This is a genomic window from Pseudonocardia oceanicola (assembly GCF_047200735.1).
Lineage (GTDB): Bacteria > Actinomycetota > Actinomycetes > Mycobacteriales > Pseudonocardiaceae > Pseudonocardia.
On the sequence record NZ_JBJZON010000007.1, the window covers coordinates 211,916 to 233,373 of the forward strand.

General features: G+C 74.2%; 20 protein-coding genes and 1 tRNA gene. 13 read left to right on the forward strand and 8 right to left on the reverse strand.

What is annotated here, in order from left to right:
- Positions 1-22 precede the first annotated feature (22 nt).
- Entirely contained in the window at positions 23-991 is a 969-nt protein-coding gene (locus tag ACL02T_RS13460; protein ID WP_412831023.1) for a CopD family protein, read from the forward strand.
- A 206-nt stretch (positions 992-1,197) separates the two neighbouring features.
- Here the strand turns inward: ACL02T_RS13460 and ACL02T_RS13465 are convergent, their stop codons facing one another.
- The 3 genes from ACL02T_RS13465 to ACL02T_RS13475 form a co-directional block, all read right to left on the reverse strand.
- Positions 1,198-2,034 carry a pentapeptide repeat-containing protein gene (locus tag ACL02T_RS13465; protein WP_412831024.1) on the reverse strand — a complete coding sequence of 279 codons (837 nt, stop codon included), beginning with the start codon at positions 2,032-2,034 and terminating at the stop codon, positions 1,198-1,200.
- An 11-nt stretch (positions 2,035-2,045) separates the two neighbouring features.
- A complete protein-coding gene (locus ACL02T_RS13470; RefSeq protein WP_412831025.1) occupies positions 2,046-3,449 on the reverse strand; it encodes a dihydrolipoyl dehydrogenase family protein in 1,404 nt (467 codons plus the stop codon).
- Between the two features lie 85 nt (positions 3,450-3,534).
- The gene (locus ACL02T_RS13475) at positions 3,535-4,197 is read right to left on the reverse strand and encodes an NAD(P)H-binding protein (protein ID WP_412831026.1); all 663 of its coding nucleotides are present in this window, start codon (positions 4,195-4,197) and stop codon (positions 3,535-3,537) included.
- Between the two features lie 336 nt (positions 4,198-4,533).
- Between ACL02T_RS13475 and ACL02T_RS13480 the strand changes: the two genes are divergently transcribed.
- From ACL02T_RS13480 to ACL02T_RS13490, 3 genes are read left to right on the forward strand one after another with little or no spacing between them, the layout of a single operon-like run.
- On the forward strand, positions 4,534-5,562 hold the full coding sequence (locus tag ACL02T_RS13480; protein ID WP_412831027.1) for an NAD(P)-dependent alcohol dehydrogenase: 1,029 nt from the start codon (positions 4,534-4,536) through the stop codon (positions 5,560-5,562).
- Positions 5,563-5,607: 45 nt separating this feature from the next.
- Entirely contained in the window at positions 5,608-6,672 is a 1,065-nt protein-coding gene (locus tag ACL02T_RS13485) for an amidohydrolase family protein (RefSeq protein ID WP_412831028.1), read from the forward strand.
- Entirely contained in the window at positions 6,669-7,361 is a 693-nt protein-coding gene (locus ACL02T_RS13490; RefSeq protein WP_412831029.1) for an iron-sulfur cluster assembly protein, read from the forward strand. Before ACL02T_RS13485 ends, ACL02T_RS13490 begins: the two co-directional genes overlap by 4 nt.
- Before the next feature lie 202 nt (positions 7,362-7,563).
- Here ACL02T_RS13490 and ACL02T_RS13495 read toward each other — a convergent pair whose 3' ends face one another.
- From ACL02T_RS13495 to ACL02T_RS13505, 3 genes are all read right to left on the reverse strand, one after another.
- Positions 7,564-8,277: a class I SAM-dependent methyltransferase gene (locus ACL02T_RS13495; protein ID WP_412831030.1), complete on the reverse strand. Its 714-nt coding sequence runs from the start codon at positions 8,275-8,277 to the stop codon at positions 7,564-7,566.
- 134 nt (positions 8,278-8,411) lie between these two features.
- A complete protein-coding gene (locus tag ACL02T_RS13500) occupies positions 8,412-8,753 on the reverse strand; it encodes a TfoX/Sxy family protein (RefSeq protein ID WP_412831031.1) in 342 nt (113 codons plus the stop codon).
- A gap of 100 nt (positions 8,754-8,853) precedes the next feature.
- On the reverse strand, positions 8,854-9,957 hold the full coding sequence (locus ACL02T_RS13505; protein ID WP_412831032.1) for a 5-methyltetrahydropteroyltriglutamate--homocysteine S-methyltransferase: 1,104 nt from the start codon (positions 9,955-9,957) through the stop codon (positions 8,854-8,856).
- Positions 9,958-10,240: 283 nt separating this feature from the next.
- Between ACL02T_RS13505 and ACL02T_RS13510 the strand changes: the two genes are divergently transcribed.
- Positions 10,241-11,101: an LLM class F420-dependent oxidoreductase gene (locus ACL02T_RS13510; protein ID WP_412831033.1), complete on the forward strand. Its 861-nt coding sequence runs from the start codon at positions 10,241-10,243 to the stop codon at positions 11,099-11,101.
- A gap of 134 nt (positions 11,102-11,235) precedes the next feature.
- Here the strand turns inward: ACL02T_RS13510 and ACL02T_RS13515 are convergent, their stop codons facing one another.
- Positions 11,236-11,982: an IclR family transcriptional regulator gene (locus tag ACL02T_RS13515; protein ID WP_412831034.1), complete on the reverse strand. Its 747-nt coding sequence runs from the start codon at positions 11,980-11,982 to the stop codon at positions 11,236-11,238.
- 52 nt (positions 11,983-12,034) lie between these two features.
- Between ACL02T_RS13515 and ACL02T_RS13520 the strand changes: the two genes are divergently transcribed.
- Complete coding sequence (locus tag ACL02T_RS13520; RefSeq protein WP_412831035.1) at positions 12,035-12,280, forward strand: DUF2630 family protein; 246 nt, start codon at positions 12,035-12,037, stop codon at positions 12,278-12,280.
- Between the two features lie 23 nt (positions 12,281-12,303).
- Complete coding sequence (locus tag ACL02T_RS13525) at positions 12,304-12,906, forward strand: nucleoside/nucleotide kinase family protein (protein ID WP_412831036.1); 603 nt, start codon at positions 12,304-12,306, stop codon at positions 12,904-12,906.
- Positions 12,907-13,000: 94 nt separating this feature from the next.
- On the opposite strand, the gene ACL02T_RS13530 is transcribed toward ACL02T_RS13525, so the two are convergent.
- Positions 13,001-13,086: transfer RNA gene (locus tag ACL02T_RS13530), tRNA-Leu, on the reverse strand.
- 196 nt (positions 13,087-13,282) lie between these two features.
- Here ACL02T_RS13530 and ACL02T_RS13535 point away from each other — a divergent pair.
- The 6 genes from ACL02T_RS13535 to ACL02T_RS13560 all read left to right on the forward strand — a co-directional run bounded on the left by ACL02T_RS13535 (position 13,283) and on the right by ACL02T_RS13560 (position 21,397).
- Positions 13,283-14,548, forward strand: a complete 1,266-nt coding sequence (locus tag ACL02T_RS13535) for an FHA domain-containing protein (protein WP_412831037.1) — start codon at positions 13,283-13,285, stop codon at positions 14,546-14,548.
- 100 nt (positions 14,549-14,648) lie between these two features.
- Positions 14,649-15,107, forward strand: a complete 459-nt coding sequence (locus ACL02T_RS13540; protein ID WP_412831038.1) for an FHA domain-containing protein FhaB/FipA — start codon at positions 14,649-14,651, stop codon at positions 15,105-15,107.
- Positions 15,104-16,510, forward strand: a complete 1,407-nt coding sequence (locus tag ACL02T_RS13545) for a PP2C family protein-serine/threonine phosphatase (protein ID WP_412831039.1) — start codon at positions 15,104-15,106, stop codon at positions 16,508-16,510. Before ACL02T_RS13540 ends, ACL02T_RS13545 begins: the two co-directional genes overlap by 4 nt.
- Entirely contained in the window at positions 16,510-18,000 is a 1,491-nt protein-coding gene (locus ACL02T_RS13550) for an FtsW/RodA/SpoVE family cell cycle protein (protein WP_412831040.1), read from the forward strand. The genes ACL02T_RS13545 and ACL02T_RS13550 overlap by 1 nt, the downstream gene beginning before the upstream one ends.
- Positions 17,997-19,466 (forward strand): peptidoglycan D,D-transpeptidase FtsI family protein, encoded by a 1,470-nt coding sequence (locus ACL02T_RS13555; RefSeq protein ID WP_412831041.1) that lies wholly within the window; start codon positions 17,997-17,999, stop codon positions 19,464-19,466. The genes ACL02T_RS13550 and ACL02T_RS13555 overlap by 4 nt, the downstream gene beginning before the upstream one ends.
- Complete coding sequence (locus ACL02T_RS13560) at positions 19,463-21,397, forward strand: serine/threonine-protein kinase (protein WP_412831042.1); 1,935 nt, start codon at positions 19,463-19,465, stop codon at positions 21,395-21,397. Before ACL02T_RS13555 ends, ACL02T_RS13560 begins: the two co-directional genes overlap by 4 nt.
- The last annotated feature ends 61 nt before the right edge of the window (positions 21,398-21,458 follow it).

The following is a 21,458-nucleotide window of genomic DNA, read 5'->3' on the forward strand; positions in this document are numbered from 1 at the left end:
CGCCGCGACGGGGCCGGGCCTGATGGGGGCGCCGACCGCGAACCGGGGGCCCGCCGCCGAGCGGGCGGCCCCGCTCGTGTGGGCCGCGCTCGCGGTCGGCGCCGCCCTGCTCGCCGCCGTCCTGACCGAGGCGGCCGGGATCACCCTCGCCGCCTCCACGGCCCGCGGCCTGACCGACACGGCCGCGGTCGCCTGTGTCGGGCTCGGGCTGGTCACCGTGCTGGTCCCGACCTCGGCGCGGGACGCCCGCGGCACCACCGTGATCCAGCGCGGCGACCGGGCCACGGTCGTCGTCGCCGGCGGGTGGTTGGCCGCGGTCCTGGTGTCGATCGCGGTGCGCGCCGCGGAGGCGGTCGGCCGCCCGCTCGGCGCGCTCACCCCGGCCGACGTCGGCGCCTTCGTCACCCGCGTCGCCGCCGGTCGCGGGATCGTCCTGACCGCCCTGTGCGCCGCCGCCGTGCTCGGGTGCGCGGTCGCGCGGGTCCGCAACCCCGACGCCGTGCCGGGGCGGGTCGTGCTGGTCGGGGCCCTGCTCGGTGCGTTGACCCCGGGCGTCACCGGGCACACCGGCTCGACCCCCGAGCACTCGCTCGCCGTGGTCACGGTGGCCTTCCACGTGGGTGCCGCCGCGCTGTGGGTCGGCGGGCTCGCTGTCCTGCTCGTGCTCATCGCCCCGCACCGGGCCCTGCTCGAGCGCGGTCTGCCCCGCTTCTCCCGGATCGCCACCGTCTGCCTGGCCGGGACCGCGCTGACCGGTGTGGCGAACGCGCTGCTCCGGCTGCCCGACCTCGGCGACCTGGTCAGCAGCGGCTACGGCGCGCTGATCCTCGCCAAGACGGGGTTGATCGGCGTCCTGGCCCTGCTCGGCGGGCTGGCGCGCCGGCGGCTGCAGCGGGGCACGCTCCCGGTGCTGCGCTGGGCGGGCGTGGAGGTCACGGTCATGGCGGTGACGATCGGGGTCGCCGCCGCCCTGAGCCAGACCGCCCCCTGAGCCAGACCGCCCCCTGAGCCAGACCGCCCCCTGAGCCCGACCGCCACCTGAGCCCGACCGCCCGCCACCTGAGCCTGGCTGCCCCGCGGCCGAGCGGCACCGGGCACCCTCGACCAGGACGCCGACGGCCAGCCGCTGCACGACGTGCCCGGCGCCGGCCTGCCCCTCCCCGATCGCGGCGTGGAGCCGCCGCTCGCCGGGCGTGGTCAGCGCCGGTGCGAACGGCGCCCGGTACGACTCCGCGGACGTGACGTGCGGGCGGGGTCGGACGCGGTCCAGTGCTGCGGCCGATCGAAGCCGGAGGGCAGGCGGGTGGTGCCGTCGCCCCGCGCCGCGGTGAGCTGCGGCGGCACCAGGAACAGCACGTCCCGCAGGTCCGCCCCCTCCAGCCGGGCGCCCCGGAGGTCGGCACCGGTGACGTCGGCCCCCCGCAGATCGGCCCCGCGCAGGTCGGCGCCCAGCAGCAGCGCACCGCGCAGGCTCGCCCGCCGCAGGTCGGCACCGCGCAGGCGGGCGCCGATCAGGTCCGCCCCGCGATGATCGGGGCCGTCGCCGCGCACGGCCTCGCTGACCGCGACCAGCAGGGGGTTGACCGCGCGGCGGTGCGCCTCGACGTCGAGCGCCACCAGCTCGGCGGGGCCCAGCGCCGCGAGCTCCTCGGTCCGCCCGATCGCCGTCCCGAGGTCCTCACCGAGATCGCCGTCGGCGAGACCCCGCGCCTCCCGCAGATGCCGAAGCAGCTCGTGCAACGTCCTGAGCTGCGGGAATGCGGCGAACACCGTCACGGAGTCGCCCGCCCGCCAGTCTGCCCGCGCCGAGAGCGCCTGCCCCGCACCGAAGCAGTCGAAGACCGTGCAGCCGACCATGCCCCGCGGCCGCAGCTCGGCGTGGACACCGCACCGGGCGTCCTCCTGCAGGTGCCCGCACGGCGTTCCGGCGGGCTTGGCGAAGGCGAAGTCGGCGGAGCGCGCGAAGGCGGGCGCCACACAGCACAGCCCGGTGCAGCGGCTGCAGTCGGCGCGCAGGTCGGTCAGGTCGAGCACGTCCTGCGAGGTTACGCGTGCGCCTCGGACCGCGCGGTCTCGAGGAGCCGCAGCCAGACCTCACTGATCGTCGGGAACGACGGGACCGCGTGCCACAGGCGGCCGAGCGGTACCTCCCCGGCGATCGCCACCGTCGCGGAGTGCAGCAGCTCGGAGACGTCCTGACCGACGAACGTGGCGCCGACCAGCGCCTCCCGGGCAGTGTCGATCACGAGGACCGCGCCGCCGTCGTAGCCGTCGGCGTGCAGCGACGCCCCGGCGACGGCGATGTCGAGCTCCACCGTGCGCACGGGGACGCCCGCGTCGCGCGCCTGCTCGGCCGTGCTCCCGACGTGGGCGACCTCGGGATCGGTGAACACCACCTGCGGCACGGCGCGATGGTCGGCGGTCATCGCGTGCTCGCCCCAGGCGCCGGTGTCGAGCGGGGCACCGCCGGCCCGGGCGGCGATCGCGTTGCCGGCGATGCGCGCCTGGTACTTGCCCATGTGCGTGAGCGGCGCCCGGCCGGTGACGTCGCCCGTCGCGTACAGCCACCCGCCGTCGACCCCCTGGACCAGCCCGGTGTCGTCGATCACGAACGGTCTCCCGGGCTCCAGTCCGACGGTCTCGGCCCCGACGTCCGCCGTGCGGGGACGCCGGCCGGTCGCCACCAGCAGCTCGTCGACCTCCACGGTCCGGCGGCCCACGGTGAGCGCGACGGCGTCGCCGGACCTCCCGACGGCGTCGATCCCCTGACCGAGCCGCAGGTCGACCCCGTCGGCCCGCAGCGCCTCCGCCACCTTCTCCCCCGCCACGGGTTCGGCCGAGGTGAGCAGCCGGTCGCCGCGCACGAGCATCGTGACCTGCGAGCCGAGGCGGGCGTACGCCTGCGCCATCTCGCAGCCGACCACGCCGCCGCCCAGCACGCCGAGCCGTCGCGGCGCCTCGTCCGCAGCGGTCGCGTCACGCGAGCCCCAGGTCCGGACCATGTCGATGCCCTCGATCGGCGGGACGACGGGTGTGCTCCCCGTCGCGACGACGACCGCGTGCCGAGCCCGGAACAGGTCGTCACCGACGGCCACGATCCGCTCCCCGGCCAGCCGCCCGTGCCCCCGGACCAGCGTGATCCCCGCCGACCCGACCCACTCGGCCTGGCCGGAGTCGTCGCCGCGTGAGGTGAAGGCGTCCCGTCGGGCGAAGACGGCCTTCGGGTCGAACTCCGCGGTCACCCCCGGCAGGCGGCGCGCCGCGGCGACGGCGCTCGGGGTGCGCAGCAGGGCCTTGGACGGGATGCAGGCCCAGTACGAGCACTCCCCGCCCACCTTCTCGGCCTCCACCAGCGCCACCGACAACCCGCCGCGATGGGCGTAGTCGGCCGCGTTCTCCCCGACCGGGCCCGCCCCGATCACGACGACGTCGAACTCGTGCTCGCTCACCCGAACTCCTCCCGTACCGACACCCCGGGTTGCCCGCGGCGGTCCGGATCCTGCTCCCGTGGCGGACGGACCGCCTCCGCTCAGCTCAGGCCTGCACCGCCGTCACGGCCTCGAGGATGTCGTTCTCGCCGCCCATCAGCTCGAGGGTCAGCCCGGTGGTGCCAGGGGCCTCGAGGATCGCCGCGAGGACGGCGGCGGTGTCGTCCCGGGTGACCTCCCGTCGCTCGAGGTGGTCCTTCGACAGCCGCACCCGCCCGACACCCGGGTCGTTCGTGAGCGGGCCGGGGCGGACGATCGTGAGGTCCAGGTCGGGCCGGGCCCGCAGGGCGTCCTCGGCGGCCTTCTTGGCCGTGATGTAGGCCGCCCACACCTCACCGCGCCCCGGGTCCGGCTCCTGGTCCACCCCCGTCGAGGAGACGAGCACGTAACGGCGCACCCCGGCCCGTGCGGCGGCCTCGGCCAGCAGTTCGGCGGCGGCCCGGTCGACGGTGTCCTTGCGCTCGGCGGTGCTACCCGGGCCCGCGCCCGCGGCGAAGACCACCGCGTCGGCGCCCGCGAGGTGCGGCGCGAGGTCGGCCGGCGCCGCCCGTTCGAGGTCGACCACGGCCACCGCGGCCCCGGTCGCCTCGACCTCCGCCCGGTGGTCCGGGTTGCGCACCACGCTCACCACCTCGTCACCCCGGTTCGCCAGCAGCGTGGCGAGCCGGAGGGCGATCTTGCCGTGTCCTCCCGCGATGACGGTCCGCATGAGCGCGACGCTAGCGGCGGTCGCGCGGACCCGCCGTTCGGTGTTCCACGTGGAACACGGGGGGTGGGGTCGGCTCCGCCCCTCCCCCGATGGGCAGTCCGTCGCAGGATGAGACACCGGACCGGACGAGGCCCGCATCAGGCCCGGAACCGACGTCGTCGCAGGTCGAAGCGCTCTTCCTCGGCACCTCATGATCGTCTCGCCCGGCCGACCGCACCGAGCTGCCGTCCGTTTCGCCCTTTTTCTCATCTGACGGAATCTGGCGCCTTGTGACACCTCCCACCGTGATCGACGGTGATCGGGACCACAGCGGCAGTGACTCCGAGGAGGTACGGCGTGAAAGCCGTCCGGGTGCACGAGTACCACTCCGACCCGAAGATCGACGACATCCCGGAGCCCGAGCTCCAGGGCCCGCTCGACGTGATCGTGAAGATCGGCGGGGCCGGCGTCTGCCGTACGGACCTGCACATCGTCAACGGTGACTGGGCCGAGGCCATGAACCCCGACCTGCCGTACGTGATCGGGCACGAGAACGCGGGATGGGTGCACGCGATCGGCGACGGCGTCACCAACGTCGCGGTCGGGGACACGGTGATCCTGCACCCGCAGCCCAGCTGCGGCCTCTGCCTCGCCTGTCGCGCGGGCAAGGACATGCAGTGCGAGAACGCGTTCTTCCCCGGCCTGTCGAACAACGACGGCGGCATGGCGGAGTACCTGCGCACCACGGCCCGTGCCTGCGTGAAGCTCGACCCGAACACCAATCCCGCGGACGTCGCCGCCCTGGCCGACGCCGGCATCACCGCCTACCACGCGGTCCGCAAGGCCGTCCCCATGCTGTATCCGGGCACCACCGCCGTCGTGCAGGGTGCAGGCGGGTTGGGACACATCGGCATCCAGACCCTCGCCGCCATCACCGGCACCCGGATCGTGGTCGTCGACCGCAACCCCGACGCGCTGGCCCTGGCCAAGCAGATCGGCGCCGACGAGACGGTCGAGGCCAACGGCAACCACGTCGACGCCGTCCTCGACCTGACCAACGGCAAGGGCGCGGACGTCGTGTTCGACTTCGTGGCCGAGCAGGGCGCCGAGCTCGACGCCTGGAAGATGACCGCCCCGGCCGGCTACATGTACGTGATCGGCTACGGCGGCCAGTTCACCGCCCCGACGCTCGACTTCGTGGCGGGCGAGAAGAGCGTCATCGGCAACATCGTGGGCACCTACAACGACCTCGCCGAGCTCATGGTGCTCGCGCAGGCCGGCAAGGTCACCCTCCACACCAAGCAGTACCCGCTGGACGCGGCGCTCGACGCCCTGCACGACCTCGACGCCGGCCGGGTCCGCGGCCGGGCGATCCTCGTCCCCTGATCACCCCCTCGCAGCAGCACCGACGCTGACGGAAGGAACCACCACATGTACGAGAAAGACGGAGAGAAGTACTTCGTCGTCGACTCACACAGCCACTTCTGGGACGCGTCCAAGGAGAACTGGGTCGAGGGCAAGGAGCAGTTCGCCAAGGGCTGGATCGACTGCTTCTACGGCTACCACCAGCTCGGCCCGCCCGAGACCCACTGGGACTGGGAGAAGTACCTCAAGGTCACGCCCGAGGACTTCGAGCGCGACATGTTCGTCGAGGGGCACGTCGACCACGCGATCTTCCAGTCGACCTACCTCAAGGAGTGGTACAAGGACGGCTTCAACACGGTCGAGCAGAACGCCCAGCTGCTGGAGCGCTGGGGCGACAAGCTCATCGTGAACGGCCGCTTCGACCCGCGTGAGGGCGACGCCGGCCTCAAGCAGCTCGAGGCCGACGCGCAGAAGTACAAGCTCAAGGGCGTGAAGCTCTACACCGCGGAGTGGAACGGCGACTCCCGCGGCTACAAGCTCACCGACCCCGAGGCGTACCACTTCCTGCAGGCCGCGCAGGACCTCGGCATCAAGAACATCCACGTCCACAAAGGCCCGACGATCTGGCCGCTGGACAAGGACGCGTTCGACGTCGCCGACGTCGACCACGCCGCGACGGACTTCCAGGGGCTCAACTTCGTCGTCGAGCACGTGGGCCTGCCGCGCATCGAGGACTTCTGCTTCATGGCGGTGCAGGAGCCCAACGTCTACGCCGGCCTCTCCGTCGTCATCGGCGGCCTGATGCACGCCCGCCCGAAGTTCTTCGCCAAGGTCATGGGCGAGCTGCTGTTCTGGGTCGGCGAGGACAAGATGACCTTCGGCTCCGACTACAACATCTGGGTGCCGAAGTGGCAGGTCGAGGGCTTCGTCGACTGGCAGATGCCCGACGACGACCAGTTCGCCGACTACCCGCGCCTCACCACGGCGTCGAAGAAGAAGATCCTCGGGCTCAACGCCGCCAAGCTCTACGACATCCCGGTGCCGGCGGAGTGCCAGCTGCCGACCTCGGCCGACGAGCCGATGCAGCCGGGTGAGGAGCTCGTCGAGGACAAGGCGGGTGCCCAGGCATGACCGATCTGCCCGCCGCGGTCTGGCGGGCGCTGGGGACGGTGCTCGACCCGGAGCTGGACGAGCCCATCACGGATCTCGACTTCGTCGAGTCGTGCACCGTCTCCCCCTCGGGGGAAGTCACCGTGGGGCTGCGCCTGCCGACGTTCTTCTGCGCGCCCAACTTCTCCTTCCTCATGGTCGCCGACGCCTACGACGCCGTGTCGGCGGTCCCCGGGGTCACCCGCGCGGTGGTCTCGCTGGCCGACCACCACGCGTCGGAGGAGATCAACGGCGGGGTGGCCGCGCACGCCGGGTTCGTCGCCTCGTTCGAGGGCGAGGCGACGGCGGAGCTCGACGAACTGCGGCGCGTCTTCCTGTCGAAGGCGGCGCTCGCCGGCCAGGACCGCCTCGCGCGGCCACTGGTCGACGAGGGCCTGGGCCCGGACCAGCTCGCCGAGCTCACCCTGGCCGACATCCCCGACTCCATGGAGCTGCGCCGGCTCCGGGACCGGCGGTTGGCGATCGGGCTGCCCTACGAGGACGACGCGCCGCTGCTCATCCACCCCGACGGCAGCCGGGTGACGGCCGCCCAGGTGCCGCTGCACCTGCGGCGGGCGCGTCTGCAGCGGGTGGGGATCGAGACCAACGGCGAGTACTGCAAGTCCCTGCTGAAGCTGCGCTACTCCGAGGAGGCGAAGGCCAGGGCCTGACCGACGATCGACGACCGGGGTCCCGCGGGGGTGGTGGGCCCCGGTCCGTCGTTCTCGGGAGCGCGTCGCGGGCCCACATGATCGGCGGTGATGTGCAACGGAGGTCGCGAGAGGAACCGCTGCTGCACACAACCATGGATCAGCCTGCCGACGCGCCCTGCACGGGATTGGCGACCAGCTCGAGCCGGTGGGGCGGCGCGGGTCAGGTGGGGCGGGAGTCGAGGACCCGGAAGAGGTTCCAGAGCCGGTAGCCCGCGCCGTGGCGGTGCGGGGCGAAGGTGGCCAGCACCGCCTCGCGGACCGCGACCGGGCCGGCGGTGTGCACCGCGTACCGCCCGATGTCGGAGGTGAGCAGCGGCCCGACCAGGGAATCCTCGTCCGGGTAGTCGAACGGGCAGCGCACCTCGTCGAGCGCGACGACCTCGAGCCCGGCGGTCGAGGCGATCTTCCGGAAGCGGTCGGGCTCGGTCAGCGGGGGCGGGCCGGCCGGGGTGCGGCGGGCGCCGCGCGGCGGGAGGAACGGGGCGAGGGCCTCGCCGAAGAGCCGGACGTCGGACTCCTCCTCGCGGCCCCAGACCGTCGCGCGGACCAGCCCGCCGACCCGCGCCGCCTCCTTCAGCACCTTCAGCGGGTTGGTGACGTGGGCGAGCACCTGCACCAGCGCGACGAGATCGAAGGACCCGTCGAGCTGGTGGGCGTCGCCGACCGCGAACACCGCGTCCGGCACCGCACGCCGGGCGGCCGCGACCGCCGAGCGGTCCACGTCGAGTCCTCTGACCTTCAGGCCGCGCGCGGCGGCGAACGCGGCGAACACCCCGGGCCCGCACCCGACGTCGAGCACCGATGCGCCCTCCGGGACGCCGGCCAGTACGCGCTCGTACAGCGGCTCGCCCCAGCCGGTGGCCCCCTCGCTCACCCGCCCGAGCCTAGCCGGAGGTGGCGCCGCTCATGGTCCCCGCGACACACACCGGACGCAGAGCCCCGTCCGCCACCTCGCTCGCCCAGTCCTCGGGAGCCCGCACAGTCCGCAGAGTGCGGCACCACCGCGCCCTACTTGGGCGGGAGGGTCCTCACGAACCCCACGCCCTCGGCGACCCAGCCGGCGAGGTCCTCGTCCGCCACGTCGTCGACCTCGGGACGGCCGAGGACGCGCAGCCAGCCCGCCATCTCCCGGCCCTGCATCACCATCCGCTCGACACCGGGGCGGGCGAGGAGCGAGGGGGCGCGGTCCGGGTCGACCCGGACCATCAGCCCGCCCCGTCCGCTCGCCACGACGGCCATGTGCCCGCCCAGCAGGAAGGCGAGACCGCCGAACATCCGCTTCTCGGTCAGCCCGGGTTCGCCCGTCAGGAGGCTGCGGAGGCGCGCGGCGAGAGCTTCGTCATAGGCCACGAGCGCACGGTAGCGCCGGGCCCCGACAAGAACCCCGACACGAATGCCTCGCCCCCCGGACCAGCACGACGACCGGCACGACGACCGGCACCGCCCCCGCTCAGCCCCAGACGTCCTGCGCGACCTGCACGATCAGCCGGAGCTTCGCGATCTCCTCGTCGACGGTGAGCGTGTTGCCCTCGACCGTCGACGAGAAACCGCACTGCGGGGACAGGCAGAGCTGCTCCAGCGGCACGTACTCGGCGGCCTCGTCGATGCGGCGCTTCAGGGTGTCCGGGTCCTCGAGCCGGCCGTTCTTCGTGGTCACGAGCCCGAGCACCACCTGCTTGCCCGGCGGCACGAACCGCAGCGGCGCGAAGCCGCCGGAGCGCTCGTCGTCGAACTCGCAGAAGAAGCCGTCGACGGCGAGCTCGCCGAACAGGGCCTCCGCCACGAAGTCGTAGCCGCCCTCCGCGGCCCACGAGGACCGGTAGTTGCCGCGGCACATGTGGGTGGTGATCCGCATGCCCTCGGGCTTGTCCGCGATCGCGGCGTTGATCTGGCGGATGTAGCGCTCGTGCAGGTGGTCGGCGTCGTCGGCGGCGTGCTCGGCCCGCTGGGCCGGGTCGTTCAGGTAGGCGAGCGAGGTGTCGTCGAGCTGCAGGTAGCGGCAGCCGAGCTCGCCCAGCGCCCGGACCTCGTCGGCGTAGGCGGCCGACAGGTCGCGCCAGAACTCCTCGACGTCCGGGTACACCGAGCGGTCGATCGCCGCCGTGCCGCCGCGGTAGTGGACCATGCTCGGCGAGGGGATGGTCAGCTTCGGGACCGCGCTCGTGGTGCACGAGGCGAGGAACCGGAAGGCGTCGGCGAAGATCGGCTCGCGCAGCCGCACCTTCTCGGTGATCGCCAGGCCGGCCGAGGTGAACGCGCCCTCCCCCTCGGCGTTGACCATCCGGACCCGGATCTGCTCGTCCGTCTTCGTGACGCCGCCGAGCTGGTAGATGAAGTCCATGTGCCAGGAGGTGCGGCGGAACTCGCCGTCCGTGGCCGCCTGCAGCCCGATCTCCTCCTGCAGCCGGACGACGTCGCGGATCGCCTCGTCCTCCGCCGCCGTGAGCTCGGGCGAGCCGGCGGGGTACTGCGCCCGGGCGTCGAGCAGGGCCTTCGGGCGGAGCAGGGAGCCGACGTGGTCGGCGCGGAACGGAGGTTCGGTGCGGGGCCCCATGGGCAGACGGTAGACCCGCGGACCCCGCTGTGGCCCGGCGAAGCGGGACCGCGACGGCCGGGTCGAGCACGACGCCGGCGGGCGGCTCGGCCGTGATCTCGGACGGGACCGCTCGCGGCCCAGGGCGGCGTCGGACGGTCCGGACCGGCGATCAACCGCCGCGGCCCCTCGTCGACCCCCGTCACCGATCGCCCCGCCGGGCGGCCGACCGCCCGGGGATCAGCACCGTGTCGCGGTCCGTCACGCACGACGTGCTCGGCGGCGCCGTGCAGGACGGGCGCGGATGGCATCGTCCCCGGTCATGGACATCGGCGTCACCACCTTCCTGACCGACTACGGCATCGACCCCCTCGTCCTCGCCCGCGGCGTCGAGGCGCGCGGCTTCTCGGCGTTGTTCCTCACCGAGCACACGCACATCCCGACCAGCCGGCGCTCGCCCTGGCCCGGCGGGGCCGAGCTGCCGCGGCAGTACAGCCACACCTTCGACCCCTTCGTCGCGCTGGGCGCCATGGCAGCGGTGACCGAGCGGATCGCGCTGGGCACGGGCGTGACGTTGATCAACCAGCACCATCCGCTCAACCTGGCCAAGCAGGTGGCGAGCGTCGAGCGGCTCGCTCCCGGGCGGGTCGAGCTGGGGGTGGGGCCCGGCTGGAACGAGGAGGAGATGGCGCACCACGGCGTCGACCCGCGGCAGCGGACCGCCCAGATGCTCGAGCGGATCGAGGCGCTGCGCGCGCTCTGGACCCGGGACGAGGCGGAGTACCACGGCCGGTTCGTGGACTTCGACCCGAGCTGGTCCTGGCCGAAGCCGACGGCCGGGCCGCCGGTGCTGATCGGCGGCGGCGGGCCGACCGTGCTCGACCGGGTCCTGTCGCACGGCGACGGCTGGATCCCGCTGCGGATCCGGATGGGGGAGCTCGACGCCTTCGCGGAGCGGGTGACGGAGCTGCGCCGGCGCTGTGCGGAGGCCGGTCGCGGCCACCTCCCCGTCACGATCTTCGGCGGCGTCCCGAAACCCGACGCGGCGGCGTCGTACGCGGAGGCGGGCGTGGACCGGGTGCTGTTCACCCTGACGGACCAGGAGGGGCCCGACGCCGAGTCCGCCACCCTGACCGAGCTGGACACCCTGGCCGAGCTGCTCTGACGACCCTCCGGGCCCCACCGACCCCGGCCCCACCGACCCCGGCCCCGCCGACCCGGACCCCCGCCCACCCCCCGGCACTCCGGGCCCGCGCCGAGGACCCGGTCCGGTGGACCGCCGATCCGGCGGCGCCCGGCTCAGGCCGTGAGCACCCGGGACACCCGGTCGGCGGCTTCCCGGACCGCGTGCTCCAGCTCCCAGCGCCGCGCGGAGAACTCGGCGCGGCTCACCGCGACCCCCACCGCCGCCGTCCCCCCGCGCAGCGCGACGGCGACGCCGGCCACCCCGCGGTGGAACTCCTCGACCTCGACGGCGGCGCCGGCCGCCCGGATCCGCTGCAGCTCCCGGTCCAGGCTGCGCCGGTCCGCCATCGTCCGGGGGGTGTAGGCGGTCAGCGGCGTGCGCTCCAGCACCTCGCCCAGCTCGGCGGCACCGAGGCCGGCGAGCAGCGCCTTGCCCAGGGCGGTGGCGTGCACGGGGGCGGGCTCCCCGACCCGCAGGCCGAGCGGTCCGGGATGCTCCGCGCAGCGGTCGACGTGTGCGACCACCACGTCGACGTCCCGCCGGACGGCCAGGTACGCGGCCGCGCCCACGCCGTCGTGCACCTCGTGGAGCAGCCCGCGCACCGCCGGCGACGGCCGGACCTGCGTGGTGAGTCCCCGGTGCAGCTCGGCGACCCGGTAGCCGAGCCCGTAGCCGCGCACGGCGTTGAGCCGGACCAGGTAGCCCTCCTCGACCAGGGTGCCGAGGGCCCGGTAGACGGTCGGCAGCGGGCAGCCGAGCCGGCGGGCGATGGCCTTCGCGGTGACCCCGTCGCCGAGCGCGGAGACGGCCTCGAGCACGCGCAGCGCCCGCACCAGCGAGCCACCCTGCCCCGAGGTCACGCGACTAGTGTCGGAGGTGCAGCGATCGCCCAGCAAGCCCGGAGGGATCTTCATGACCGACGACGCCGAACTGCGCCAGCGGATCACCGACCTCGTCGAGGAGGAGCACCGGCTCGAGCGCGCGCACGTCGGCAGCCCGCTGAGCGGCGACGAGAAGGCCCGGCTCGACCGGATCGGGGTGGACCTGGACCGGTGCTGGGACCTGCTGCGCCAGCGCGACGCCCGCCGGGCCGCGGGCCAGGACCCGGACGAGGCACGGCCCCGCGGCGCCTCAGTGGTGGAGAACTACCGCCAGTGACCTCGACACGCCCGATCCGGCCGGTGAGTCGCGAGGCGCTCGTGGAGCACCTGGTCGAGCGGGCCGACGCGCGGCCCGGACGGGTCCGGGTCGCGCTCGACGGGCCGCCGCCGACGGGCACGGCCGAGCTCGCCGAGGCGGTGGTCGAGGGGCTGCGGCTGCGCGGCCGGGCGGCCGTGACGGTGCGGGCCGGGGACTTCCTGCGGCCCGCCTCGCTGCGGCTGGAGTACGGCCACCACGACGAGGACATGTTCCTGGACGGCTGGCTCGACGAGGGCGCCCTGCGGCGCGAGGTCCTCGACCCCGCGGGCCCGGACGGCACGGGGCGGGTGCTCCCCCGGCTCTGGGACGCCGAGCGGGACCGCGCCTACCGCGAGGACTACCGCGACCTCGGTGCCGGGGGTGTGGTGGTGGTCGCGGGCGCCCTGCTGCTCGGCCGGGGGCTGCCCTTCGAGCTGGTCGCCCACCTGCACATGGACCGCGCCGCCCTCGCCCGCCGCACCCCCGAGGAGGAGCGCTGGACCCTGCCCGTGTTCGAGCGCTACGCCCGCGAGCGGGACCCCGCCGGAGCCGCCGACGTGCTGGTTCTGGCCGATCACCCCGAACGCCCGGCCGTGCGCGGGTGAGGGCCGGTGATCGACCGGTCGCCGCACCCAGCCGGCGGCTCACCGACCCGAGAACGGACGAAGGCCCGCCGGTGCCAGGCGGACCTTCGGGAGCTGGTGGGCGAGGAGGGAGTTGAACCCTCACGTCCTTTCGGACACACGGACCTGAACCGTGCGCGTCTGCCATTCCGCCACTCGCCCGAGCGACTGGGAAAAGCTAGCACGACCTCCGGAGGGCCCGTGCGAGGGGGGTCCCCCACCCGATCGTCGGCCGACGATCCGGCGCGCACGGGCGGACGGTCACCGCACCACCGGGTCGGGCGTCACCGGACGCGGGCCTACCACGGATACGATCGGGGAAGCCGGTAACACGCCGAGCGGACGAAAGGAAGATCGAGTGGGCCGTGTCGATCGCTTCGAACGCCGCCTCCAGGGGCTGGTGGGCGACGCCTTCGCGCGGGTCTTCGGAGGCAGCGTCGTTCCCCAGGAGGTCGCCCAGGCGCTGCTCAGGGAAGCCGAGGACCATCTCCGGCAGCTCGCGGGGGGTCGGGTGCTCGCACCCAACCGCTACACCGTGCAGCTCAGCCCCGCCGATCTGGACCGCATGGCTGGCGACACCGCCGGGGTCGTGGACTCGCTCTCCGCGCACGTCGCCGCTCAACTCGCCGACCAGGGATGGGACACCTACGGCGAGGTCGTAGTCTTCCTGGAGCGCTCCGAGGCGCTGCACACGGGACAGTTCCGCACCCGCTCGGCCGTGGACCCCGACGCTTCCCGTCGGTCCGCCGGACGAGCACGCAACGCAGGAGAAGCACCCATGAGCCAGCAACCGGGCCACCCCGAGGAGAACGGGCAGTACGGCTACGACCGTGGCGCCCCGTACGGCCAGCAGACCTACGCCCCGCCGCAGGACCAGCAGGGTCAGCCCGGCCAGCAGGGCTACGGCCAGCAGGGCGGCTACCCGCAGCAGGGCGGGTACGACCAGCAGGGCGGGTACGACCAGCAGGGCTACGGCCAGCAGGGCGGGTACCCGCAGCAGGGTGGGTACGACCAGCAGGGCTACGGCCAGCAGTACGGCGGCCAGGGCGGGTACGGCGACCAGCAGGGCTACGGCCAGCAGGGCTACGGCCAGCCCCAGTACGGCGGCCAGCAGTACGACCAGGGCTACGACGCCGGCCAGCAGTACGGCGGCCAGCAGGCCTACGCCCAGCCCGGCTACGGCCAGCCCCAGTACGGCGGCCAGCAGGGCTACGCGCAGCCCGGCTACGACGGCTACGGCCAGCAGCAGTACGACCAGGGCTACGACGGCGGCTACGACCAGCAGGGCTACGGCCAGCAGCAGGGCTGGGGCGGCCAGCCCGGCTACGGTCAGCAGCTGCAGGCCACGCTGACCCTGGACGACGGCTCCGGTCGCAGCTACCCGCTGACCGAGGGCACGCACGTCATCGGCCGCGGGCAGGACTCGAACTTCCGGCTGCCGGACACCGGCGTCTCCCGTCGACACCTGGAGATCAGCTGGGACGGGCACACGGCCACGCTGTCGGACCTCGGCTCCACGAACGGCACCACGGTGAACGGCAACCCGGTGCAGCAGTGGCAGCTGACGGACGGCGACGTGGTCCGGGTGGGCCACTCCAGCCTGGTCTTCCGCACGCAGGGCTGAGCCGACCCGCGTCCGGCGGGAGGCCGCACGGGCGGGGCCGGTACGCTGCACCGTCCCTGCCGAGTCCCTGCCCACCGAACGAGATCGGAGTGCCCGGCGAGTGCCCGAATTGGTGCTGCAGCTGACCAGAGCGGGTTTCCTCGCCCTGCTCTGGCTGTTCGTGCTGGTCGCGCTGCGGGTGGTCCGGTCGGACCTGTACGCGGCGTCCGGCCTGCGGGCGATCCTGCCCGGCGGCGGGCGGGTGTCGGCCCGTGCGGGGCGCAGCCGCACCGCCCGGCAGCTGCTGGTCACGCAGGGGCCGCTGGCGGGCACCCGGATCACGCTCGATTCACGGCCGATCCTGGTCGGGCGCGCGGACGACTCGACCCTCAAGCTCGACGACGACTACGCCTCGACCCGGCACGCGCGGATCAGCCAGCAGGGCGAGGAGTGGTACGTCGAGGACCTCGGGTCGACGAACGGGACCTATCTGGACCGGGCTAAGGTCACCGGACCCACCCGGGTTCCCCTCGGGGTTCCTGTCCGTATCGGCAAGACGGTGATCGAGCTGCGCTCATGACGCTGGTCCTGCGCTACTCCGCCCGCAGCGATCGCGGGCTCGTCCGGCAGAACAACCAGGACGCGGTCTACGCCGGTCCGCGGCTGCTGGCGCTGGCGGACGGGATGGGCGGACACGCCGCCGGCGAGGTGGCGTCGTCCCTCGTCATCTCCGCACTGGCCCCGCTCGACGAGGACCAGCCCGGCGACGACCTGCTGGCCGAGCTGCGCGAGGCCACCTTCGAGGGCAACGCGGCGATCACCCGGCACGTCGCCGAGTCCCCCGACCTCGAGGGCATGGGCACCACGCTGACCGCGATCCTCTTCGCGGGCAACCGGCTCGGCCTGGTGCACGTGGGCGACTCGCGGGCCTACCAGCTCCGCGAGGGCGCGTTCACGCAGATCACGAAGGACGACACCTTCGTCCAGTCGCTGATCGACGAGGGCCGGATCAGCGAGGACGAGGCACACACCCACCCGCAGCGCTCGCTGCTCCTGCGGGCCATCACCGGGGCGGAGGTCGAGCCCTCGCTGACCATCCGCGAGGCGCGGGCCGGTGACCGCTACCTGCTCTGCTCGGACGGGCTGTCGGGTCCGGTGAGCGACGAGACGCTGGCCGAGACGCTGCGCCAGTACGCCGACCCGCGCGAGTGCGCCGACCGGCTGATCGAGCTCGCCCTGCGCGGGGGCGGGCCGGACAACATCACCTGCATCGTGGCCGACGTCCTCGACGTCGACTACGGCGACGACGCCCCCATCATCGGCGGCGCGGCAGGCGACGGCAGCGAGGACGGGATCAGCGGCGCCGACACCGCGGCCGCCCGGGCCTCCGCGACCACACTCCCCCGGGCCCTGCCCCGCCGCGTCGAGCCCGCCGCGGCGGTCCGGCCGGACCGCCCGCACCACCGGACCGCGGTCCGCGTGGGCCTCGCCGTCGCCGGGCTGCTCGTCGTCCTCGTCCTCGGCGGCTGGCTGGCCCGGACCTGGGTGATGCAGCAGTACTACGTCGGGACCGAGGCCGAGCAGGTCGTGATCTACCAGGGGGTGCGCGGGAGCGTGCTGGGCGTGCCGTTGCAGACCGTGGCCGAGCGGACGGACATCACCCTGTCGGACCTGCCCGAGGACGTCCGCAACACGGTCACCGCCGGCATCCCCGCCTCGGAGGGCCTCGACGGCGCCCGCGGCACCGTCGACCGGCTGCACCAGCGGATGCTGCCGATCTGCCCCGTCGAGCAGCCGGCAGCCCCGACCACGACACCGGCCGCCCCGCCCGGCGGCGCCGCGCCGGACCCGAACGCCCCGGTGGACCCGAACGCCCCGGTAGACCCGAACGCGCCGGTGGACCCGAACGCGCCGCCCACGGACACGACCCCGCTGCCGACCGTCACCCCCGAGCCCGGCTTGACCTGCCGGCCGGCGAGCTGATGGCGGCCCCGGGACTCAGGGCGGCCCGGCCGGACGGGGCGGACGGTCGGGAGGGCGCCCCCGCGCTGCCCACCGGGCGCACCATCGAGCTGCTGCTGCTGGTGTTCGCCGCGATCATCGTCACCGGCGCGCTCGTGCTGGTGGAGGCGAACCAGGAGCAGGAGCTCACCCCGACGCTGCTCTACGTCGGCCTCGCCTACCTGGTCGTGCTCACCCTCGCGCACCTCGCGGTGCGCAGGTTCGCGCCCTACGCCGACCCGCTGATCCTGCCCTCGGTCGCCCTGCTCAACGGGCTGGGCCTGGTGATGATCCACCGGCTCGACCTGGCCGACGCGGACCGCGCGGCACTGCTCGGCCAGCCCGAGCCGGGCTCGCTGGTGTTCAAGCAGATTCTGTGGACGGCGGTCGGGCTGGCGCTGTTCATCGCGGTGCTGTGGCGGGTCTCCGACCACCGTTCGTTGGCGCGCTACGGCTTCACGTGCGGGTTCGTCGGCCTGGTCCTGCTGGCCCTGCCCGGCCTGCTGCCGTCGTCGATCTCCGAGGTCAACGGGGCCAAGCTGTGGATCCGGGTCGGCGGGGCGGGCATCCAGCCCGGCGAGTTCGCCAAGATCCTGCTGATCATCTTCTTCGCCGCGTTCCTGGTGCAGAAGCGGGACCTGTTCTCCACGGCAGGGCGCCGGTTCCTCGGTATGGAGCTGCCACGCGCCCGCGACCTCGCACCGCTGCTGGTGGCGTGGGGGCTGTCGGTCGGCGTGCTCGTCGTGGAACGCGACCTGGGTTCCTCGCTGCTGTTCTTCGGGATCCTGCTGGTCCTGCTCTACGCGGCCACCGAGCGCGTGTCCTGGATGCTCATCGGCCTCGGGTTCTTCGCGGTCGGCGCGCTCGTCGCGTACCAGCTGTTCGGGCACGTGCAGGTCCGCGTGCAGGTGTGGCTCGACCCCTTCTCGGACTACGACAACCGCGGCTACCAGATCGGGCAGGCGCTGTTCGGGCTCGGGACCGGCGGCGTCGGTGGCACCGGCCTGGGCGCGGGCCGCCCCGACCTGGTGCCGTTCGCCGAGAGCGACTTCATCTTCTCCTCGCTCGGCGAGGAGCTCGGGCTGATCGGGCTGGCCTCGATCCTGGTCGTCTACCTGGTGCTGATCACCCGCGGCCTGCGCAGCGCGCTGGCGGTGCGCGACAGCTTCGGCAAGCTGCTGGCCACCGGCCTGTCCTTCGCGGTGGCGCTGCAGATCTTCGTGGTCATCGGCGGCGTCACCAAGCTGATCCCGCTGACCGGCCTGACCCTGCCGTTCCTGTCCTACGGCGGGTCGTCGCTCGTGGCGAACTACGCTCTCGTGGCGATGCTCCTGCGGATCTCCAACGCCGCCCGGGCCCCGCTCACCCGCCGGCCCGCCGCCCCCGCGGTCCCGATCGCCGACGCCGGCACCGAGCTGGTCCAGCGGCCCACCACCGGGCCGCTCCCGAGCCCGCCCGGGGGTCGCCCGTGAACACCCCGATCCGCCGGATCGCCATCGCCGTGATGGCGCTGATCCTGCTGCTGCTCGGCAACCTGACCTATGTGCAGGTCGTGAAGGCCGGCGACTACCGGGACGACCCGCGCAACCAGCGCGTGCTGCTCGCCGAGTACGCCCGCAAGCGCGGCCAGATCTCGGCCGAGGGGCAGGTGCTGGCGCAGAGCGTCGAGACGGACGACCGGCTCAAGTACCAGCGCCAGTACACCGACGGCCCCGTCTACTCGCCGGTGACCGGCTACTACTCGGTGATCTACAGCTCCAGCGGGCTGGAGCGCTACGCCGACCCGGTGCTCAACGGCAGCGACGACCGGCTGTTCGCCCGCCGGCTCTCCGACCTGATCACCGGGCGGGACCCGAGCGGCGGGAACGTCGTGCTCACGCTCGAGCCGTCCGTGCAGGAGCGGGCGTACCAGGAGATGTCCGAGCAGGGCTACGAGGGCGCGGTCGTGGCGCTGCAGCCGAAGACCGGCGAGATCCTGGCGATGGTGTCCACGCCGTCGTACGACCCCAACCCGCTGGCCAGCCACAACTCCTCGACCCAGCAGCAGGCTTGGAAGTCGATCAACGCGGCCGACCCGGCGACCCTGCCCAACCGCGCGATCGACCAGACCTTCCCGCCCGGGTCGACCTTCAAGCTGGTGGACGTGGCCGCCGCGCTGCAGAACGGCTACACCCCGGACAGCCAGCTCACGGCGGCCTCGAACATCCGACTGACCGGGACGAACACCACGCTGGAGAACTACGCCGGCACGCAGTGCGGCACGGGGCAGACCGCGTCGCTGCGCGAGGCCCTCGCCCGCTCCTGCAACACGGCCTTCGCCCAGCTCGGCGGCGAGCTGGGGGCGGACAAGCTGCGCGCCCAGGCGGACGCGTTCGGCATCGGCCGCTCCGACCTCTCCGTCCCGATGCCGGTGACGCCCTCGGGCGTCGGGGACCTGCCGGACACCGCGGCCGTACAGCAGTCCTCGATCGGGCAGCGGGACGTCCGGCTGACCCCGCTGCAGAACGCCATGATCGTCGCGTCGATCGCCAACGGCGGGCAGACCATGGCCCCGCACCTGATCAAGGAGGTGCAGGGGCCGGACCTCGACGTCATCGACACCACCGAGCCGGACCGGCTCGGCCGGTCGATGCCTGCGGGGGTCGCCGCCACGCTCACCGACATGATGCTCGGCTCGGAGGCCCGCACGTCCGGCGGCGGGAAGATCACCGGCGTCCAGATCGCGTCCAAGACCGGGACCGCCGAACACGGCACCGATCCCAAGAACACCCCGCCGCACGCCTGGTACGTCGCCTTCGCTCCCGCGAACGACCCGCAGGTCGCCGTGGCCGTGCTCGTCGAGAACGGCGGGAACCGGGCCCTCGAGGCGACCGGTGGCTCCGTCGCCGCGCCGATCGGCCGGGCCGTGATCGCGGAGGCGTTGCGGGGCGGCCGGTGACCGCCGCGGGCGGCTCGCTCCCGGTCCCCGGCACCCTCGCCGCGGGCCGGCTGATCGCCGACCGCTACCGGCTGGAGCGGCGGATCGCCGTCGGCGGCATGGGCGAGGTGTGGGAGGCGCTCGACGAGCGGCTCGGCCGCGGCGTGGCGGTCAAGGTGCTGCGCGGTGAGCTCTCCGACGACGACGAGTTCCTCCACCGTTTCCGGATCGAGGCCCGCACCGTGGCCTCGCTCAACCACTCCGGCGTCGCGGCCGTCCACGACTACGGCGAGGACGAGGTCACCGAGGACGGCCGGCGAACGGCCTACCTGGTGATGGAGCTGGTCCGCGGGGAACCGCTGTCCGCCGTGATCGCCCGCGGCCCGATGGAGCCGGCCGAGACGCTACGGATCATGGAGCAGGCCGCGCACTCGCTCCACGCGGCGCACGAGCGCGGGTTCGTGCACCGGGACGTCAAGCCCGGGAACATCCTCATCCGCGTCGACGGCACCGTGAAACTCACGGACTTCGGCATCGCCAAGGCGGCCAACGCCGTCCCCGTCACCCGCACCGGCATGGTGATGGGCACGGCCCACTACATCGCGCCGGAGCAGGCCAGCGGCGGCGAGGCCGGGCCGGAGGGCGACGTCTACTCGCTCGGCATCGTCGGGTACGAGTGCCTGGCCGGCCACCGGCCCTTCCGTGCCGAGAACGCCGTCGCCGTCGCCATGATGCAGGTCCGGGACGAGCCGCCGCCGCTGCCCGGGTCGGTCCCGTGGCGGGTCCGGCAGCTGATCGAGACGATCCTGGTCAAGGACCCGCACCGGCGCTACGCCGACGGCGCCGAGCTGGCCGCCGCGATCGCCGCCGTGCGCCGGGAGGAGGCCCTGCCCACACCGGCCCGGATGACCGCACAGGGCCTGCGGCTCCCTGCCGCCGACCCCGAGGGCGCCGCGGGAGCCGACGACGGCACGGCCGGCGGGACCGACACCCGCCCCGGTCACCGACGGCGCAGCAAGCGGGAGCGGCGGGCGGGTCGCGGGCGGGACCGGAGCCGGCCGGGCTCGGGCGGGGGCGCCGAGGCGTCCTCGTCGTCGTCCTCCTCGGCGGCGGCCGGCGGGCCCTCGTCCGCCCCGTCCCTGCCCCCGGTGTCGCCCGGCTCCGCACCGGCTCCCGAGGCGCGCTCGGTGGCCGAGCAGGCCGAGCGCCCCCCGTCCGACCGACCGACGGCGCGGGCAGCGACACGGGTCGAGGGGCGTGCGGCGGAGCGATCGGCGCCCGACCGCACAGCAGGGCCCGCCGGCGCCGACACGGCCACCCGCGCGGCCTCCCCCGGCCCCTCACCGGGCGCCGCGCCCGGCCGCACGGCCGCCCCGACCCCCACCCCGGCACCGACCCCCACCCCGGCACCGACCCCCACCCCGGCACCGACCCCCACCCCGGCACCGACCCCCACCCCGGCACCGACCCCCACTTCGGCACCGACCCCGAAGCCCGGCGCCGCACACACGCCGACCGGCCGGCCGTCCCCCGGTCCGTCGGCGCCCGGTCCGTCAGCGCCCGGTTCGTCGGCGCCCGGTTCGTCGGCGCCCGGTTCGTCGGCGCCTGGGACGACCTCCCGCACTCCGCCGCGGCGCCCTCCGGTCGCCCCGGCGCCCCCGACCGAGCCGCTCAAGCTCGTCGCCCGCTCGCAGCCGAACCGCGGCGGCACCGTGCTGCTCGTGGCCTTCGTGCTGCTGATCGTCGCGGCCGTCGTGGTGGCGGCGCTCACGGTTCCGAAGCTGTTCGCCGACGCCACGGCACCGTCCACCGGGCCCACGTCGACCGGCACGCACGCGCGGACCGGGGCAGGTAGCGTACCGGGCCAGGTGGCCGTCCTCGCTCGTCCGGCGGCACCGGCCGGATCCCCGGGGGACACGGCCGCCCCGACCCGCACGGAGGAGGTCCGGTGAGCCCTCGCAGTCGCGGGGTCGGTCCCCGCCCGGGGTGGCCGGGGACCGCGACCGTGCCCCG

What these genes read in the sequence shown, in the direction of transcription:
- ACL02T_RS13460 (WP_412831023.1), top strand. Translation starts at nt 23, where the DNA reads ATGGGGGCGCCGACCGCGAACCGGGGGCCCGCCGCCGAGCGGGCGGCC.
- ACL02T_RS13475 (WP_412831026.1), bottom strand. Translation starts at nt 4,197, where the DNA reads ATGCGGACCGTCATCGCGGGAGGACACGGCAAGATCGCCCTCCGGCTC.
- ACL02T_RS13485 (WP_412831028.1), top strand. Translation starts at nt 5,608, where the DNA reads ATGTACGAGAAAGACGGAGAGAAGTACTTCGTCGTCGACTCACACAGC.
- ACL02T_RS13490 (WP_412831029.1), top strand. Translation starts at nt 6,669, where the DNA reads ATGACCGATCTGCCCGCCGCGGTCTGGCGGGCGCTGGGGACGGTGCTC.
- ACL02T_RS13505 (WP_412831032.1), bottom strand. Translation starts at nt 9,957, where the DNA reads ATGGGGCCCCGCACCGAACCTCCGTTCCGCGCCGACCACGTCGGCTCC.
- ACL02T_RS13510 (WP_412831033.1), top strand. Translation starts at nt 10,241, where the DNA reads ATGGCATCGTCCCCGGTCATGGACATCGGCGTCACCACCTTCCTGACC.
- ACL02T_RS13520 (WP_412831035.1), top strand. Translation starts at nt 12,035, where the DNA reads ATGACCGACGACGCCGAACTGCGCCAGCGGATCACCGACCTCGTCGAG.
- ACL02T_RS13545 (WP_412831039.1), top strand. Translation starts at nt 15,104, where the DNA reads ATGACGCTGGTCCTGCGCTACTCCGCCCGCAGCGATCGCGGGCTCGTC.
- ACL02T_RS13550 (WP_412831040.1), top strand. Translation starts at nt 16,510, where the DNA reads ATGGCGGCCCCGGGACTCAGGGCGGCCCGGCCGGACGGGGCGGACGGT.